Annotated in this window: 18 protein-coding genes and 1 rRNA gene; 5 read left to right on the top strand and 14 right to left on the bottom strand. The window is 46.4% G+C overall.

Annotation, left to right across the window (positions count from 1 at the left end; translation table 11 throughout):
- The 3 genes from GON22_RS21810 to GON22_RS21800 form a co-directional block, all read right to left on the bottom strand.
- A 16S ribosomal RNA gene (locus GON22_RS21810) occupies positions 1 to 218 on the bottom strand; the annotation flags it as partial.
- 440 nt (positions 219 to 658) lie between these two features.
- Entirely contained in the window at positions 659 to 1,312 is a 654-nt protein-coding gene (locus GON22_RS21805) for an HD domain-containing protein (protein WP_160398230.1), read from the bottom strand.
- A 117-nt stretch (positions 1,313 to 1,429) separates the two neighbouring features.
- Entirely contained in the window at positions 1,430 to 3,487 is a 2,058-nt protein-coding gene (locus tag GON22_RS21800; protein WP_160398229.1) for a WG repeat-containing protein, read from the bottom strand.
- Between the two features lie 317 nt (positions 3,488 to 3,804).
- On the opposite strand from GON22_RS21800, the gene GON22_RS26255 reads away from it, so the two are divergent.
- Positions 3,805 to 4,020, top strand: coding sequence for a hypothetical protein (locus tag GON22_RS26255; RefSeq protein WP_237179292.1), 216 nt, complete (start codon positions 3,805 to 3,807; stop codon positions 4,018 to 4,020).
- Here GON22_RS26255 and GON22_RS21790 read toward each other — a convergent pair whose 3' ends face one another.
- The gene (locus GON22_RS21790) at positions 4,021 to 4,350 is read right to left on the bottom strand and encodes a winged helix-turn-helix transcriptional regulator (protein WP_160398228.1); all 330 of its coding nucleotides are present in this window, start codon (positions 4,348 to 4,350) and stop codon (positions 4,021 to 4,023) included. It abuts the gene before it with no gap.
- A 135-nt stretch (positions 4,351 to 4,485) separates the two neighbouring features.
- On the opposite strand from GON22_RS21790, the gene GON22_RS26810 reads away from it, so the two are divergent.
- Complete coding sequence (locus GON22_RS26810; RefSeq protein WP_442954397.1) at positions 4,486 to 4,587, top strand: NAD(P)-binding domain-containing protein; 102 nt, start codon at positions 4,486 to 4,488, stop codon at positions 4,585 to 4,587.
- 16 nt (positions 4,588 to 4,603) lie between these two features.
- Positions 4,604 to 4,942: a hypothetical protein gene (locus GON22_RS21780; RefSeq protein WP_160398226.1), complete on the top strand. Its 339-nt coding sequence runs from the start codon at positions 4,604 to 4,606 to the stop codon at positions 4,940 to 4,942.
- 94 nt (positions 4,943 to 5,036) lie between these two features.
- Here GON22_RS21780 and GON22_RS21775 read toward each other — a convergent pair whose 3' ends face one another.
- The 5 genes from GON22_RS21775 to GON22_RS21755 all read right to left on the bottom strand — a co-directional run bounded on the left by GON22_RS21775 (position 5,037) and on the right by GON22_RS21755 (position 8,124).
- Positions 5,037 to 5,489: a hypothetical protein gene (locus GON22_RS21775; RefSeq protein WP_160398225.1), complete on the bottom strand. Its 453-nt coding sequence runs from the start codon at positions 5,487 to 5,489 to the stop codon at positions 5,037 to 5,039.
- A 24-nt stretch (positions 5,490 to 5,513) separates the two neighbouring features.
- Complete coding sequence (locus GON22_RS21770) at positions 5,514 to 6,272, bottom strand: SDR family NAD(P)-dependent oxidoreductase (RefSeq protein ID WP_160398224.1); 759 nt, start codon at positions 6,270 to 6,272, stop codon at positions 5,514 to 5,516.
- A 135-nt stretch (positions 6,273 to 6,407) separates the two neighbouring features.
- On the bottom strand, positions 6,408 to 6,833 hold the full coding sequence (locus GON22_RS21765; RefSeq protein WP_160398223.1) for a MarR family winged helix-turn-helix transcriptional regulator: 426 nt from the start codon (positions 6,831 to 6,833) through the stop codon (positions 6,408 to 6,410).
- A gap of 313 nt (positions 6,834 to 7,146) precedes the next feature.
- Positions 7,147 to 7,530 carry a nuclear transport factor 2 family protein gene (locus GON22_RS21760; protein WP_336604354.1) on the bottom strand — a complete coding sequence of 128 codons (384 nt, stop codon included), beginning with the start codon at positions 7,528 to 7,530 and terminating at the stop codon, positions 7,147 to 7,149.
- A 99-nt stretch (positions 7,531 to 7,629) separates the two neighbouring features.
- On the bottom strand, positions 7,630 to 8,124 hold the full coding sequence (locus GON22_RS21755; protein ID WP_160398221.1) for a DUF6022 family protein: 495 nt from the start codon (positions 8,122 to 8,124) through the stop codon (positions 7,630 to 7,632).
- A gap of 159 nt (positions 8,125 to 8,283) precedes the next feature.
- On the opposite strand from GON22_RS21755, the gene GON22_RS21750 reads away from it, so the two are divergent.
- Positions 8,284 to 9,015, top strand: coding sequence for a MerR family DNA-binding transcriptional regulator (locus GON22_RS21750; RefSeq protein WP_160398220.1), 732 nt, complete (start codon positions 8,284 to 8,286; stop codon positions 9,013 to 9,015).
- Between the two features lie 26 nt (positions 9,016 to 9,041).
- A complete protein-coding gene (locus GON22_RS21745; RefSeq protein WP_160398219.1) occupies positions 9,042 to 9,419 on the top strand; it encodes a DUF3221 domain-containing protein in 378 nt (125 codons plus the stop codon).
- 159 nt (positions 9,420 to 9,578) lie between these two features.
- Here the strand turns inward: GON22_RS21745 and GON22_RS21740 are convergent, their stop codons facing one another.
- From GON22_RS21740 to GON22_RS21720, 5 genes are all read right to left on the bottom strand, one after another.
- The gene (locus tag GON22_RS21740) at positions 9,579 to 10,160 is read right to left on the bottom strand and encodes a hypothetical protein (RefSeq protein WP_160398218.1); all 582 of its coding nucleotides are present in this window, start codon (positions 10,158 to 10,160) and stop codon (positions 9,579 to 9,581) included.
- A gap of 356 nt (positions 10,161 to 10,516) precedes the next feature.
- On the bottom strand, positions 10,517 to 12,208 hold the full coding sequence (locus GON22_RS21735; RefSeq protein ID WP_160398217.1) for an AAA family ATPase: 1,692 nt from the start codon (positions 12,206 to 12,208) through the stop codon (positions 10,517 to 10,519).
- Between the two features lie 344 nt (positions 12,209 to 12,552).
- Complete coding sequence (locus GON22_RS21730) at positions 12,553 to 13,407, bottom strand: sulfurtransferase (protein ID WP_160398216.1); 855 nt, start codon at positions 13,405 to 13,407, stop codon at positions 12,553 to 12,555.
- 148 nt (positions 13,408 to 13,555) lie between these two features.
- Positions 13,556 to 14,752 carry an MFS transporter gene (locus GON22_RS21725; protein WP_202113436.1) on the bottom strand — a complete coding sequence of 399 codons (1,197 nt, stop codon included), beginning with the start codon at positions 14,750 to 14,752 and terminating at the stop codon, positions 13,556 to 13,558.
- Positions 14,753 to 15,012: 260 nt separating this feature from the next.
- Positions 15,013 to 16,257 carry an MFS transporter gene (locus GON22_RS21720; protein ID WP_160398214.1) on the bottom strand — a complete coding sequence of 415 codons (1,245 nt, stop codon included), beginning with the start codon at positions 16,255 to 16,257 and terminating at the stop codon, positions 15,013 to 15,015.
- Positions 16,258 to 16,387 lie beyond the last annotated feature (130 nt).

Raw genomic sequence — 16,387 nt, 5'->3', positions numbered from 1 at the left:
CCTTCTTTCCCGATTCCCTCATGCGAGAAAATCGCGTATCCGGTATTAGCATTCGTTTCCGAATGTTATCCCAGTCTTACGGGCAGGTTGCCTACGTGTTACTCACCCGTCCGCCGCTAAGCATCAGGAGTGCAAGCACTCCATCAACTCCGCTCGACTTGCATGTATTAGGCACGCCGCCAGCGTTCGTCCTGAGCCAGGATCAAACTCTCCATAAAAGTTAAGTTTGTAGCTCATTTCGTTACTAGCTTTAAAAACATATCGCTCATTGTTCAGTTTTCAAGGAACAAATCTTCTTTTGTTGCCCCGTCGTTTGCGACAGGATCTATAATATATCACATGTTACTTTCGAGTGTCAAACACTTTTTTTAATTTATGTATTTGAGCTTTCTCGTGATTGTTTACCGTTTTGGCGGCGAGATACATCTTATCATGCATCTCTTATAATAATCAACAACTAATTTTATCCAATTTGTTTTATTCCTTCGTTACTGGACAAGCCATGTGCTATGCATTAGTAAAATACACATGCTGGTTTCTAAACTTATAAAGAAGGTCCGCGCGAAACTTTATGCAGACGCCGAAGAATGCGGACAACTAAACGATCGGTTACTGCTTACCCGACGAACTATACCTCTATATAGATTATTGCCAATACTCACTTCCCGCTTTCCCACTCCAACCCGAATTGTTTCAAATATTGCTCCATAAACGCATGCCTTTCCTCAGCAATCTCCCTTGCAGAAGATGTATTTATTCGATCCTTAAGCTTTAGCAGCTTCTCATAGAAGTGATTGATCGCTGTACTCTTTTCCTTGCGATATTCCACCGCACTCATCGAGTGGCGTGGCGCTATGCCAGGGTCATGGATCGGTTGGCCAATCCAGCCTGCATATACAAACGTTCTAGCAATCGCTATTGCCCCTATAGCATCAAGGCGATCCGCATCTTGGACGACTTTGCCCTCAATTGTACGCATAGGCGGATTCGTTCCCGCATTGTATGACATGGTCGAAATGATTTCAATAATGTGCTCGCGCTCTTCATCATCAAGCGGCTGGCGTTCAAGCCAATCACTGACTTTTTTTAATCCGCTCTCCTTAGAATCGTTGAGCTTCTCATCTGCTACATCATGAAGCAAAGCAGCAACCCTACAAATAAAAACGTTCGCGCCCTCGTTTGCAGCTAATCGTTCTGCCATTCGCACAACCCGATAGACATGCCACCAATCATGGCCCGTAGAGTCATTTTCTAACTCTGATTTCGCAAATTGTTCCGCTGCACTTATGATGGTTTCCTTGTTTGATTCCATAACTAATTCGAACCTTCTTCCTAATTGCGCACTGGTCTTATTCACTCATAAAAAATACAGAGCAACGGAATCCGCTCGCCGTGCTCTGTATTAAACTTCCTAAACCTTTGCCTCTACTCAAGGAAGTTGAACGATCTTGGCCTTGTAATACCACTTGCCTGTTGAATCAATGTAACCATTGTCTGTTGCTGTAGCGACCCAAGCAAACTTATTGGCATACGGCCGAACCTCAACAAAGTTAAATGATGTCACCAATCTGCCCGAACTGTTGATTATCGCCCAAAAACCGTTTTTCTTCACACTGGCTAAGCCCTCTTGAAAAGGAACTGCATCTTCATATTGAGGAGATACCGCCACCTTGCCTTCAAGATTGATATAGCCCCACTTTCCTTTTATTTTTACAGGGGCCAATAGGGTATTTGAAAATGCTTTTGCATCCTCATACTGAGGTTTTATCACCCAAGCTCCAGTCTTATTGAGATAGCCCCATTTACCGTTCTGGCTGACTGCAGCCACTTGTCCCGTAAAGTCTCCTACGGTTGTGTATGCCGCCTTAATGGCGACCTTTCCTTTCGCATCGATAAATCCCCATTTCCCATTCACTTTCACAGCCGCCTGGCCATTGGAGAACGACTTTGCCGATGAAAACTGTGGAGCAATCACCATTTTTCCAGATAGATCAATATAGCCCCATTTCTGGCCGACTAACACGGGAGCAAGCCCATTGGCAAAGTTGTCTGCGTTCAAATAGCGATTCTGGCCAATAAATTCACCCTTTGTATTGATGAATTGCCAGCCCTTCTGATCCTTAACTGCCGCCCTGCCTTGATGAAAATCTTTGACGACCGTATATTTACCCGAAAATGCCGGCTCACCGTTAACCGTAATAAAAGCCCATAAATTATCATAGGCCCGATGAACAGCTGCGAATCCTTCCGAGAAAGGTTTTGTTCGATAATAAGTTTGACTGTCTTTTACGACCGAACCCTTATCATCCAAATAAGTCCATGCATAAGTCCAATCATTGGGATGCCAAGGAATTGGCAATGCGTAATTTACAACTTGGCGAGCCATAGGAACCGGGGTAGGAGGCATTACATATGCGGATTCGCTAGAAATTTGCCCATTATCGTTATTTCCCCACTCATATAGCTTGCCATCTCGCGTAAGGGCAACCGTAACTTCCTCTCCGCTCGTAATAGCTGCGACGTTGTCAATTTTGCTCAATATAATAGGGCTTGGCCGAGTTTCCGTCGTTCCATCGCCTACTTGGCCATAGGTGTTTGGTCCCCATGACCACACATGCCCATCTTTTGTCACCGCACGCGTTTTCGAAACCTGAACAATATCTGTTAGGGCAGACAATGGGGTTGGATTCGGAAAGTAACCAAAATCCATCGTTCCAGTTCCGAGACTGCCTAGGTAATTAATGCCCCATTTTACAACAGTGCCATCTTGCAGAAGCGCTATACCATCCGATAGGGATTTTACGCCACTTAAACCCTCAAACCGAACAGGCGTTTTTTCGATTTCCTTCTTACATGTAGTCCCGCTGCATTTAAACACTGCACCCCATCTCCATACCTGCCCATCCGAAGTAACGGCGAAACTTTCTTCGAAAGAAGCTGAGATTGCAGTAACTTTAGACAGTGATTGCACTTGAACCGGTAATGCTACGTTATCGCCGTTTTGACTGTTCCCCAGCTGGCCGACAGTATTTCTTCCCCAACCCCATACCGTGCCGTCCTTGCGTAGAGCCAAAGTGTAGTAGGCGCTGTCTGCTATATCGATTACTTCCGTTATTCCATTCACTTCTCTAGGCTGTGAGTCTCCCGCGCTCCATACCCACACTGTGCCGTCTTGTTTGACAACGGTTGAGTGATCATACCCCGCATCAATAAGCTTAACGTTCTCGAATCCTTTGATCCGTACGGGTACGGCATGATAGCCACTGTTGCCTTCGCCAAGTTGGCCTGCAATATTATTCCCCCAACCCCACACGTTTCCCTTATCGTCTAAAGCCAAGAAGTGATAATACTCACCTGCAACGTCTGTGAATGTCACGTTCTGGCTGCTCGCGGCAGCTGTGGAAACCCCAGCATAAGACGACGCACATAACAGCAAGCTGCAGATAACAAGCAGATAAAATCTAAACTTAGAATATACGGATTGCATTTGAATATCTCCTCACAGTCTAGGAATAGTAATTAGAATCAAATTTCGGCAAAGTGGGTGGAATTCCCTTCAGTAATATCCAAGTCTAAACCGCCCAGTAGCAAACCCGCCTTTGTCCAAATAAAAATAGCCGATTTTATTTGCCCATTGAATAAGCGCAAACGGCTCAGCCTGCAACTGAGGAGAAGCCAAGCCAGGACGAGCCGTCCAAATCGAATGAAGCCGGGACAAAAATATTCAAGGATTGGACAGGACATGAAGTGGAGGTCCCTGTCGCACCTAAACGGGTTATTTTTCACGGGGAGACCACAGGGGATTTGCTTGCTCTGGGTGTTAAGCCCAAAGGAAAAATTCAATTGCGCGAAACGGCAACCGTGTTACTCTACCATCGCGGGCGCCGTTTATTCATCATGGGGACAGGCGGTCTAGCCGGATTGCTCTATCATGCCTCCCTATTCGGGACTACCGCTGCTGTTCGCCAAATGCTGGAGCAAGGCGAATCGTACCGCGAAATGACGGCGAAGCCATCATAATTAGAGAGATTTTACTGCCCAGTTAACCCCCCAGTCACGCATTCGTACAAGTACCTCGCTATACGCCATTCCGCTCTCCGTTAGTGAATATTCGACGGTTACCGGCACGGTTGGAAACACTTTACGAGAAACAATGCCGTGTTGCTCCAAATGGCGAAGCGTGTCAGTCAGCGACTTGATGCTAATGCCAACTAAACTGCGATGAAGTTGATTGAACCGTTGTGCCCCTTGGCATAGCTGAGAAATAACAGAATATGACCACTTACCGCTAATCACTTCGATTGCGGCGACAATTGCTGGATAGCAATGTTGCTGACTAAGCTCAGTCATGGCAATCCCTCCTTACAAAACATTAGTTGAACTAGAAAAGTAGAGTATGGCAAAAAAAATTGCGTTCTTTTCGAGAGAACAGTGCCTAGTTTATGCTCTTTCCAGGGTTCCTAAAACTACCCTAGGAGGCGGAGAATGCAAATGAAAATCGGAATTATTGGGGCCGGCAACGCCGGTAAGACGTTAGGATCTGCTTTAGCGAGGCAAGGCCATTCTGGATGTGTCTTTGCCAATTGATTTTACAGAAGGGCGAATGAAGCTATTTACGTCGACCGGGGAGTCGCTAGGCGAACGCATTCAATCAGCATTTCCTGAAGCTAAAGTGGTCAAAGCAATGAACTATATCGCCGCCGGAGTAATGGTGAATCCCAATATGGTCGCTCGCGGGGATCATGATCTATTTATGTGTGGAAACGATGGCGCAGCCAAGCAAACCATCTCTGGCCTGCTTAAACATGCGTTTGGTTGGCAACGGATATATGGTCTTGGTGATATCTCCGCTGCGCAAGCGACAGAAGGGCTAGCCTCGCTGGATTCTCGTGTCGCTTCTGTCCTTGGACATGGAATGATAAACTTTAAAGTCTCGCACTAGGCCTGACTTCACTATATAATAATTGGCTCAATATAGAAAATGCAGGGCAACGGCGTGCAGCCTTGCCCTGCTCTGTATAATGCTGTGCACGTTATTAAAATAAACTGTTCGATCCACTTACCCTGGAACGCCAATCCTCCCAACTCATTTCCATGCCAGCCACCCCGCCTACACGGCCATCCTCACGGGCAAGATGCTGGAATGCGGAAGCCAGGCTATCTACAAATTTCAATTGAATTGACCCATGCCGCTGAACCTGTCTAGCAGCTGCAGTCTCTTTGATGGCCTCGGGCAGCACGACAACAATCCATCGTAAATGTGCATGTTCGAGGATCGGCAGAGCTTTCAACATCGAATCCAGAGTGGCGACCGTATTTTCGGCGATATTGCGATTATCAATCAAAAGGTGAAAGGGCTGCGTAGCCTCTTGCAAAGCCATCCGCGCATCCGTAGCGATATTTCGGAAATCCTCCATCGTTACAATTGGTTCAAAATGCGTCAGCGCCAAAATATGATTTTGCACCAGCCAGCCTGCTTTATAACGCATGAATAATCCCCCTCAGTTATGTGGTCAGATATGTTGCCGGCTATATGCCCATAGCGCCTCGGCTTCTTGGCCTTCAGGCAAGGAATCGCGGAAACGCATCGGACGGTCCCGCTTCCAATGCACCCCCGAATGCTTCTCCAAGATAAGACGGCCTAGATACGAGCTGCCTTTGGCTATTGGCTGGCCGAATAGTCGAGACAACAATCGGAACAGCAGTGGCGCCTCTTGGAACAGATTCGTTCGAACCATTCCCGGATAGCAGGCATGCACGCGCAATTGCGGATACCGTTTGGCTAGATCGGCAGCATAGAGATCGACAGCAAGCGCCGCCTTCATCGCTGCCTGTAGACCTGCATGAGGTGCCGTCCAATTCGTTGAAACATTCTTATGGGCGCCATTGCCTCCCACCATCGCGATGCATCCACCGGATACGATTTTGTTCTGCTGAAGCAGCATCTCTGATAACGTAAATTTACTCAAATAGTTTGTTGCAAATGTCGTCTCCAGCCCTTCACTCGTCAGCCGCACCTCTTTGCCGGTATAAACGCCTCCCGCACACAGCGCTAATGCATGAATAGGTTCTTCGAGCTGTTCCACTAATCGGCGTACATCCGACATGAGGGACAGGTCTGCATAGAGGTAATTCACCCCCAGCTCGGCGGCAATCTTTGCTCCTTGGGTTCGATTGCGGCCGATGATCGTTACCTCCCAACCGCGTTCCACGGCTAAACACGCCACCCCGTAACCAATTCCGCTTGTTCCTCCTGTAACTATGATTCGCATGATATTCACCTCAAATTAATTAGGATCCTAGCTATATGACAACCTTTATGAATGTTCCTCCCTATAGATGTACCACTGCACTCACCCCCTCATATCGTTAGGATGCTAGCTATATGTGAAGGCTGAAAGCCCCTATTAATAATATTCCTTATCCCCTAGATTTTTGGCTACTCGCTGCAGCCACTGTCCCAGCAAATCTCTCTCGGCTTGCGTGAACCCTTTAAGCATTTCGTTCTCGAATTCCAAAATAAGATCCACCAGCTTACCGAACACCTCGTTGCCCTGCGGTGTAAGCGTCACAATATTAGCCCTTCCGTCGGTATGGCTAGGCTTACGGGTAATGTATGACCGGGCCTCTAGCTTATCTAATATGCCGGTCAACGTCGCGGATGTAATTCCGCTGTGATGCTGGAGCTTCTGCTGCTCCAATCCTCCGGATTGAGCCAGATAGCCCAAAATCTCGAATTGCGAAGTCGTCAGGTTGAAGGCGCTCAATCGCACGTCCAGCTCTTTGCGCATAATAATATAGGTTCTTTTCAAATAAAGGACAGATTGGGACATGTGGTATGGCTCCATTCAACAATTTAACTAGCATCCTAATTATATGTCGGGCGTTTCCAGGGTGTCAATTGGCTTTGCTTTATCTTTAATTCAACAATTCGATCCTTTGAAAGATACGATCTGCGTTCTCGGTTGATATCCATTCTGTTTCTATAGGATCAAACTCTCCAATAATTCCAATAACCATAAAAATTCTCCACTCCTCAACGTGCACTCAGGCGGACTTCCACCCATAAAACTTACACAAAAAACAGAGCCGCGGCACCTAACTCGCCGTGCTCTGTATTCATCTTCATATGCTAACATCTGCCTGCTAACTGTAATCCTCAATTACCGATATTTTTCCTTCTTGAAACTCAAATACAGACTTCCCCTTAAGCTGAAGCTGATCTCCTTGTTTTAATCCATTAGGCAAATCTTCCGACAAGATGGCTTTATAATCAACTTGGATCTCGGCTTTATTGGCAATAGCGCTATAGCTAGTAATCGTTTGGCACCGGCTGGAGAAAATTTTTGCAGACTTTTCCGCTAACCCTCTAAATTGTTGTATTCCCCTGGTCTCTGCATTCACTTCTCCATTGGAATAATTCCTGAACAGAACATCTTGATGCAAGAGGCTAAGCATGCCTTCAATATCAAATGAATTGTAGGCCCCAATATAATGTTCAATGATACCTTTGTTGTTCTCGCTCATTATTCAATGTCCTCCTATCGACAAGATGTAGGCACTGCATTATATTCAACAAAACCCCTTATTCACCTTCTATTGCAGTGCTCACATCTTATTCTAATAAGCTCAAACGGATTCTTTCATGCTTCTGAGGCCCTGTACGATCCGCTCCTTGCGAGTCTCCCGCAAAGCGTAAGTAACCGGTGCCGAAGGGATGTCGAATTTCAGATGGGAGTGGGGAATTTCCGTGAGTAGGGTGCCACTCGGGTTGCCTTGCTTATCATGAATGACGTTCCAGAATATTCTCGACCTGTTGTCTTCTGAGCCCCATTTTTCAAGGGAGTTGCGGAAAATCAAGCGCTGGGCGATCACAAAATCACTTTCTTCGAGCTGCTCCATCGTGCTAAATCCAGCATCCTCTAGGTGCACGAATATAACCGGCATAAGCTGATCCAAATAAAGGCCGTAGGCTGCATCTTCGATTTCAGCAAAAGCAGCCGTCAATTGTTCATGCATGGATTCGTACAGGGGCCTCCACTCAGACTCAATATAACCGTTGGCCACCTCACTAATCTCTTCGATCAACATGTCTTGCCGGAAAATCGGAAATCCTTTCTCCACTAGCAAACGCCTCCTTATCTTCATTTCAACTCCATTGTACAACTTACAAGCCAATTGGAAGGTTGAACAAATATTTAGAAGGAAAACCGCCTCATTTTACAGAAAACCTTATAATAAAGTTTAACCTTTATCTATTGTCATGAGGAGAGCGATGCCGAGTTGACGAACCCCAAAAAAATGGCGGCCGCATTCAATATTAGTGCCAGCACGATAAGGAATTACGAAGCTAAAGGCCTAATCCCTCCCGCTGAACGTTCAGCAACTGGCTACCGTATCTATACGGACCTGCATGATGCCTATCTATCGTGTATTCAAGCCATGGCCCCAGCATTCGGAATGGAAGTAACCACCGAGGCACTGCGTTGTCTCCATCAGGACCAACCGCAGGATGCAATGTGGATCATAAGGGAAAAGGAAGTCGCTTTGTACGAGGAAAAAGTGAAGTTAGAGGAGTTAATTCAGGATATTCGGATATATGCTAATGACAATAAATCTCCCTATGCCGAGGGGCCATTCACCATCAACGAAGCCTCCACACTGACGCAGGTTCCCAAATCGGCGATCCGCTACTGGGAGCAAGCAGGATATGTAACGGCGGATCGCCATCCTGACAACCAATATCGTCAATACAGTGGCGCCCATTTGCTCAAAATCAGGTTGGTTCAAATGCTGCAAAGCTCCGTCTATTCGGAAGATACCGTGAATTTTAAACGATCTATCGCCGAGGCCGCACATACGGATCTGCAGGGGATTTTGCATGTGGCTGAGCATGTTAGGGCTTATTTGGATGAGATTATTGAGACGCAGATGTGTGGGGTGGCTTGTTTGTATCGGTTGATGACACTTATAAAGAATGAAACAATAAACTCTCTTCGCTTTGATAATTTTTAAAACATATCTCCATGGAGAGGATTCCTATGAGAAAAATAATAAAGTTAACAGCCTTAGCATTACTATTGGCTGGTTGTTCAAACGCTACTAGCCAGGGAGAGCAGCAAGTAAAAGTTGAAACAAATGCTGCCATAAATAACTGGGATTATAACAACGGTTTTGTGATAGCAAAATCATCAGGCAATAAGGTTATTATTGTTCGAGACAAAGTGGCTAATCTGCATGCTCCGCTTCAAGATATAATGAGCGAAGCAAGTCCATATATCTTAGAGCTTACAGTCGTAGATCAAGCAGAGTATGAGCGTGTACGTGTAGGGGATCAAGTAAAAATAACGATTCCTGGAACGGTAAACTTCTCAGTTCCAGCTACAGCACAAGGGCATGTGATTAGAACTGCAGAATAGTTATTTTATGTAGCAATCCAAAGAGGGCTGTACTGCATCTGTTCCCGACACGGCCTCCTATTTCCCTAAACCTCGCCACCACATTCTCCCCTTCGTGCGACCCCCACCATGAAAAAAGCACCTCCAAAGGGTGCTTGCCGATTAAAACGACTTTTTGCGTCAAATAAACGATGGAAGGGTGTCCATAAACAATAACGCAAAGATAGCCGCTACAATAACAACCAATAATATTAACCTTGGAATAACGTGCCACATGGAGGATCGCCACTGATTCGCAGAAGGATCGAACCGGGCTTGAAGTTTGCCGGAAATAGAATTGTTATCTGGTTTGCGAGTATTGTAGACGATTTCCACGCCATTTCTGTTCTTAAGGCCAACAGCATACATAAGAAACTTCGAGTATCTGCGATCATTCAACATGAAACTATAACGGTACAGAGATACCTTACCCGTGAGACCTGAAGTCATGTCATAGCTTTCTTCAGTTTGCTTAACAACCACCACTTTGCGGAACTCCCCATATCTTAAGAGCGCTAAACGTTTCATTGCCCGATACCCCGCCCATAGTGCGAGCATGCCTACAATGGCCATGAAATTGTTGCTGCCTGATTTGTCGGCATCATCTAATTGTTTGAGATCGTAAAGCGTTGTTACGATACCGAAAAGCCACAGCAATAGCCAAAACGAACAAGCCACTCCAACTACTGCCGACCAATGTAGACTTCGTTTAACCGTTATCATCTACTCCCTCCATTCGGAATGGTTATCTTCATAGAGTTTAAAACTATTTTAATCTTGTTGGCAATCACTGTACTTAACAATGTAGCGCTTATTGGCTTTCTCCAATAAAAAATACAGAGCAGCGACAGCTTTCCTGCCGTGCTCTGTATTGAACTTCAATACTTCTATGCACATTTCCGCCACTTGCTCAGTTGTTCTTCATCCCCGATAGCTATAGGATTCTCCCATAACTAATCCAATCACTCCAACTGTCTACGTATCTAACATTCGGAAGTATAGTCCACTAGAAAAGAGATCGCTGCTTGGCTTGTTGTATTGTATATTGCCTTGCTACTATATAACCAAGCTAATCTACATTATACAACTATCGGATCCAGCATATTATTTAAGCTATCATTTTTAATAAACATAGAAGGTACAATTATGTCTACCTGTCCCCCCACAATAGGTACTAGTTTAGATTTCACACATCCAACAACTTTTTTCCCATGCCTATAACGGTCTTTATTACTAAAGTAAAGTTGATGAGCTTCGGTAGCTATCCTACCAGGATTTATATTGTTGGGACCGACTCTTGCAATTTCTAACTTAGTCCTTGAATTAATAAATTTCTCTAGTGTTTTATCTTCGACTTCAGCTGTTGCCTGCTCGAGGATTATTGCTGCCTGTTCTTCGGAAATTTGAGAATATATACTATTTATATGTTTAGCATTTAAAAAATGGGATTCCATATCAGTTCCATCAGTAATAAAACAATTCATGCCCGCATTTTCTATTTTCTGTTTATAATTAAATATTTCATCATCATTAAGGTAATCTCTATCCCGATGTAAAATCACTTTAGTATTAGGTGCATGTTTTCTTATAAATGCATTTAATACATGAGCGGTATCTACCTTAGCACAGCCTTCATATGACCAAATATCAACTTCTTCAATATTGAAGCCTGAAGCAATCAATAATACTCGAACACCATCTATATTGGAATCCTCTGTTAAAAATACATATTTTATAGTATCTCTGAGAACCCGTTCTCCCTTATCAAGAGCACCAATATCCGTTAATATCCGGACGGTATCATAATCATCCTCAACATTAATTTTACCATCTTGTATCCAATGCATTTTACTACTTTCCATTAGCTCGTCAATTAAATGGCGAGAATGAGTAGATAACAATATTTGAAGATCGCGTTCCTCAGTTAGTGAGCGTAGAACTGTTGCAAGTTTCCTTTGATTATTCGGATGTAAATGTGAGTCCGGTTCATCCAATATAAGCATTTTGGGTTTATACAAATTAACATAACTTAATATTTGAATTGCTTGTAAAACCCCAGTGCCCGCAGAATCAATTGGTAGTTCGTAATCGTTAAATCTAGCTGTGGCATTTATATGCTCGTCCCTGTCTGGAACGAACGTTACATTTAATTTCAAGTTTGAAAATACTTTTTTCAGATCCGAAGTAAACCTATTCCAACTTTCCTCATTTTGCTTTAATAGCCACAGAATATTTCTAAATACATTATTCGCATCACCACGGGCTGCGGCCTTCCTGACAATTCCGGGTGTTTTGTACTCTTCAACTGCCGGTATACCAGCCAAGCCAGGAACAAATATACTATAAGGTTCATTAATGTTCTGAAGCCTTTCTCCTAAGCTTTGACCCGAAATTCTAACAGTTAAGTTCTTATTTCTTCCCTTTCCAACAAGAACACTAGTTTCAGCATCACTTCCGTCTTCAATAAATGTTACGCTAATCCCCTCACCTCGAGGTTCTCTGAGAATTCCACCTGGCGCAAGAGCATAAACATCTCTTAGTGGGGTATACACAAGTTGATTAGGAGAAACCGAAGTGTTTAACGCTTCTCCAATCCACCTGGTGTTTGGCTCAAGTGTAGTAGTCTGAGCAGCCGATATTGCAAACTGTACAGCTTGAAGTATGCTGCTTTTCCCTGCATTGTTTGAACCAACGAATACATTCATATTTCCTAATTCAATATTAATATCAACTAAATGCTTAAACCGCTCAATCGCAATACTTCTTATCATTATCAATTTACCTCTATAAAATTATTTTTCTGTAATAAGTATTATTGTAATAGAGTCGTAAAAAATTTTCCACCAACTCCTTCCTTAAATTGAACAACTCGTATGATATGGAACAGAGCTGAAAACTTTCGTAGCACTTGTTGATTCTTCGTTGATTAATCCAATTATGTTTTCCGTTGTTGATTCAACTGATAACTTTATGCTAATCATTTAGAATGTACTAGAAACTAAGATATTAGACTCATAATTTAGCCAATTGTTGACTCCGTGTTGACTTTAAGATAAAAAAATACAGAACGCCAGCATCCTTCACGCCGTGCTCTGTATTCCAATTCATTTTACTGCTATTCTCCTTTAGGCGCTGCTTCCTCCCCCACAGCAACCGCATTCCCCCCATAACTAATCCAATCACTCCAACTCCCAGCATACAACCGCACCTTCTCAAACCCAGCTTCCTGCAGCGCCAGCACGTTCGGGCAAGCCGTCACGCCAGACCCACAGTACACAATCGTCTGCTTCGCACGATCCAGCCCTTCGAACCGCGCCGCCTGCTCGTCCGCGCTCTTCCACTTGCCGTCCGCGCCGCGGCCTTCTGCCCAGAAGCGGTTGATCGCGCCGGGGATATGCCCCGCTACACGATCGATCGGCTCAACCTCGCCGCGATAGCGCGGCGCTTCGCGGGAATCGATCAGCGTGATGCTTTCATTGCCGAGGTTCTCGCGCACTTCGTCAACTTCAACGAGCATGCTGTGCTGAACCGTTGCGTAGAACGGCGCTAGAATGCTAACCGATGGCTCATTGGACACCGGATAGCCCGCCTTTTCCCATGCCGCGAAGCCTTCATCCAGTACATACACTTCTTCATGCCCGAGGTATTTCAAGAGCCACCACAAGCGCGATGCCATTGCACCGCCTTGGTCATCATACGCAACAACTCGTGTGGCATTGCCAATGCCGGCACGGCTTAAAGTTCCCGTCAGCTGTGCGATGTCCGGCAGCGGATGGCGTCCGCCATTCTCCTCAACCGGCGAGGACAGGTCCTTCTCCAGATCGAGATAAACAGCCCCCGTAATATGCGATGCTTCATACGCTTCGCGGCCAGCATCCGGCTCGCTCAGTTGGAATCGGCAATCGACGATAGCGACATCTGCGTCTTCCTTATGATCAAGCAGCCATTGCAACGATACGATATTTTTCATTCATTTCATCCGCCTCTCTAAACTTGTCCTTATAGCAGAATTATACAACATTCCAGGTGCTAGTTTGCAAAAAAAGGACGGCCAAACATTGGCGTCTGGCCGTCCTTCCGATCTCATAATTTTAAACATCCCTATACATAAGCCGTTATTATGCAGCCGTCGCTTCCGCCAGCTTACGCGTCTTCCGCGACGCGATTATTGCCCAGGCAATGACTGCCAGCATTGCGATAGCGAAGCCAACGAACAACCAACGCATGTCAGCGACGCCATTACGGTCAATGAACCAGCCCGTCAGCTTCGGCATGAATGCCCCGCCGACGCCCCCGAACATCATCAGGAAGCTGATCGTTTTCTCGTTCGAGCCCGGCAATGCCCGGCTGGAGAACACTATTGCAATCGAATACATTCCCGACATGACCAATCCCATGCCGAATGCGAGAGCGAACATGCCGCCGGTGCTTTCGGTTATGCCTAGAATCAGGAATAGAACCGCACAAGCCGAACACGTTACCAACATATACGGCGCACCGCCCCAACGGTCCGCGATATGGCCAGACACGAGGCGTCCAAGCACCATCGCACCCCAATATACGCTAAGCGACAACGACGCAGATGCATCACTCAAACCATTCTTAACGAGCAACGACGGAAAGTAATGCACAAGGCTAATCTCGAACCCGACATATACAGCGATGAAAAGCCCACATGCGATCATAATAATATTTCTGCGCGACCGGCTGATGCTGGCTTGTGCCTGCGCGCTCTTAATTTCAGCTTCCTTCGCTTCTTCTTTCGATTGATCGAGCTCGCGCGGCCAGAACAACAGCCATAGAACAAGCGTAACGATGGCAAGCACACTTACAACAGCGAAGCCGGTCATCCAATTGCCGCTAGATATAAGCGGCGCTCCTGCAAACGGCATGAGCAGCGCGCCTACGCCGAACGAAACCTCGACCCGGCTCATCGCAACGTTGGCGTTATTGCCTGCGGTTAGAATAATAAACGAAGCTACAACCGCTTCAGTCGTTCCAAAGCCAAAGCCTGCGATCGGTCCCGTAATGAGCATCATCAGCCATGGCGGCTGGAACGCATAAATGCCTTCAGCAAGCACCATGCAAGCAAGTGCCGTTAACAGCAGCTTCTTTTTGCCCAATAACTTCATCAGCCACGGCGCTAACAAAACGCCCGCTACGCCTCCGAGAAACTGGTTCATGACGAGCTGCCCGCCATCCCCATACTGTACGCCATATGCGTGAACCATCGGTTCCATCACGGTGCCGACGACGAGTTGTCCAAGCCCAACGACCAAGAATGCAATACAACCCAAGATGACTAGTCTGGTCATCACCTTTACCCCTTCCGCTTGTCTGCGCCTAGAATAGATAACTAACAACCACCCTATCCTAACACACTTCTTTCACGCTAGGGTCGTATGCGGCAACATCACCAACGAAGGAGTAGTATACGCCAAAATCGCACAATTCATCGCCGCCGCATCTCCCACCTACTGGGATTTTAGCCACAAAAGCATAAAAACCGGCATCCCTCACTCCCGAGAGATACCGGCTTTCTATTGGCCTTCGCCCTATCTGTAAAATGAAGCTTTTAGCTCGCCTTCAAACGCTTGCCCGCCAAGACCATCAGCAAGAACACGGCAACCATGAACACAGCCATGCATGCAATCGACCACATCGTCGCTGTCGTGCCGTAGCTATCCATAAGCCAGCCCGAAATCCGAGGGAATAAGGCCCCGCCGATTCCGCCTGCTGCGACCATCAAGCTCGTCGTTCTTTCCGTCATCCCGGCCGTCGATCGGCTGTTCACATACACAAGCCCCACAGCGAACATGCCTGACATCGTTAATCCCGCTAGGCAAGTCCAGATGACAAGCCCGCTGAAAGACATCGTCAGTGCCGACACAGCCAATACGGCCACCGTGCTTGCCGCCGACAAGATCAAGTACACAGGGAAACCGATCCGATCCGCAATTCGCCCAACGAACAGCCGCCCAATGACCATGAATAGCCAGAATACGCTCAGAATAGACGCCGCGCTCGTCTCCTCTGCTCCCGTGCGCTGCATGAGGAAGGAAGGTAAATAGTTGGAGAAACTCATCTCCATCCCTACATAAGCCAGGAAGAACAGCATGCCGAACAACAAGAACGGGTAAACCTTACGGTCATATTTGCGTTTTTCCCCATGTGCCAGCGCCTGCTTGCTTGATCCAAGCGCCGACTCGGACTCGGATTGTTTCGCCGGCTCTGCCGAAGCTTCCGTGCGCGATTGCCATCCGATCTGGTCATCTGCCTTGCCGAACGACAGCGTTAGCCACAGCAGCATCGTAATGCCAGAGATGGCCGTCAGGACAGGGAACGTTACCTGCCACACGCCCATATGGATCAAATAAGCCGCGCCAATCGGCATAATGAGTGCGCCCACGCCGAAAAATACTTCAAGCGTCGCCATGTTCGAAGCTTTCTTATTCTCTTCGCTCAGCTCAATGATCGTCGCTCCGACGATGGCCTCAGCAGCACCGAAGCCAATCCCGGCAAGCGGCGCGATAACGAGCATCAGGCTCCACGGAAGCAACATGCTGTACGCAGCCTCAGCTACGGTTAAACAGCCAAACGCAATGACAAGCGTGCTGCGTTTGCCAATCCTAGAAGTGAGCAGCGGCGCGGCTAATACACCGATCATATAACCGACGAATTGATCCGTAATCCACAAGCTTCCCATTTTATAATCAAGCCCATAGTGGGCAATTACCGGCTCCAGCACGGCACCAGTCAAAACCATCGCCAATCCGATTAATAGGTAGGACAAACTGCCGATGGCTATCAGTTTACGCATAAGGGCTCCTTAATCAATGCTCGTTAATGAAGCATGGTATCTTCCCATCATATCATGACGCGTAAGGCTTTGTTATAATGGGTGCGAATGTTTCGTGACAATTTCCAATCTCCCAGTGCTGGGAAAAGAC

Origin of the sequence: Paenibacillus sp. MMS18-CY102 (assembly GCF_009789195.1) — a bacterium.
Classification (GTDB): Bacteria; Bacillota; Bacilli; order Paenibacillales; family Paenibacillaceae; genus Paenibacillus_T.
The sequence above is the reverse complement of the archived record's forward strand: the minus strand, read 5'-3'. Positions and strand labels throughout refer to the sequence as shown.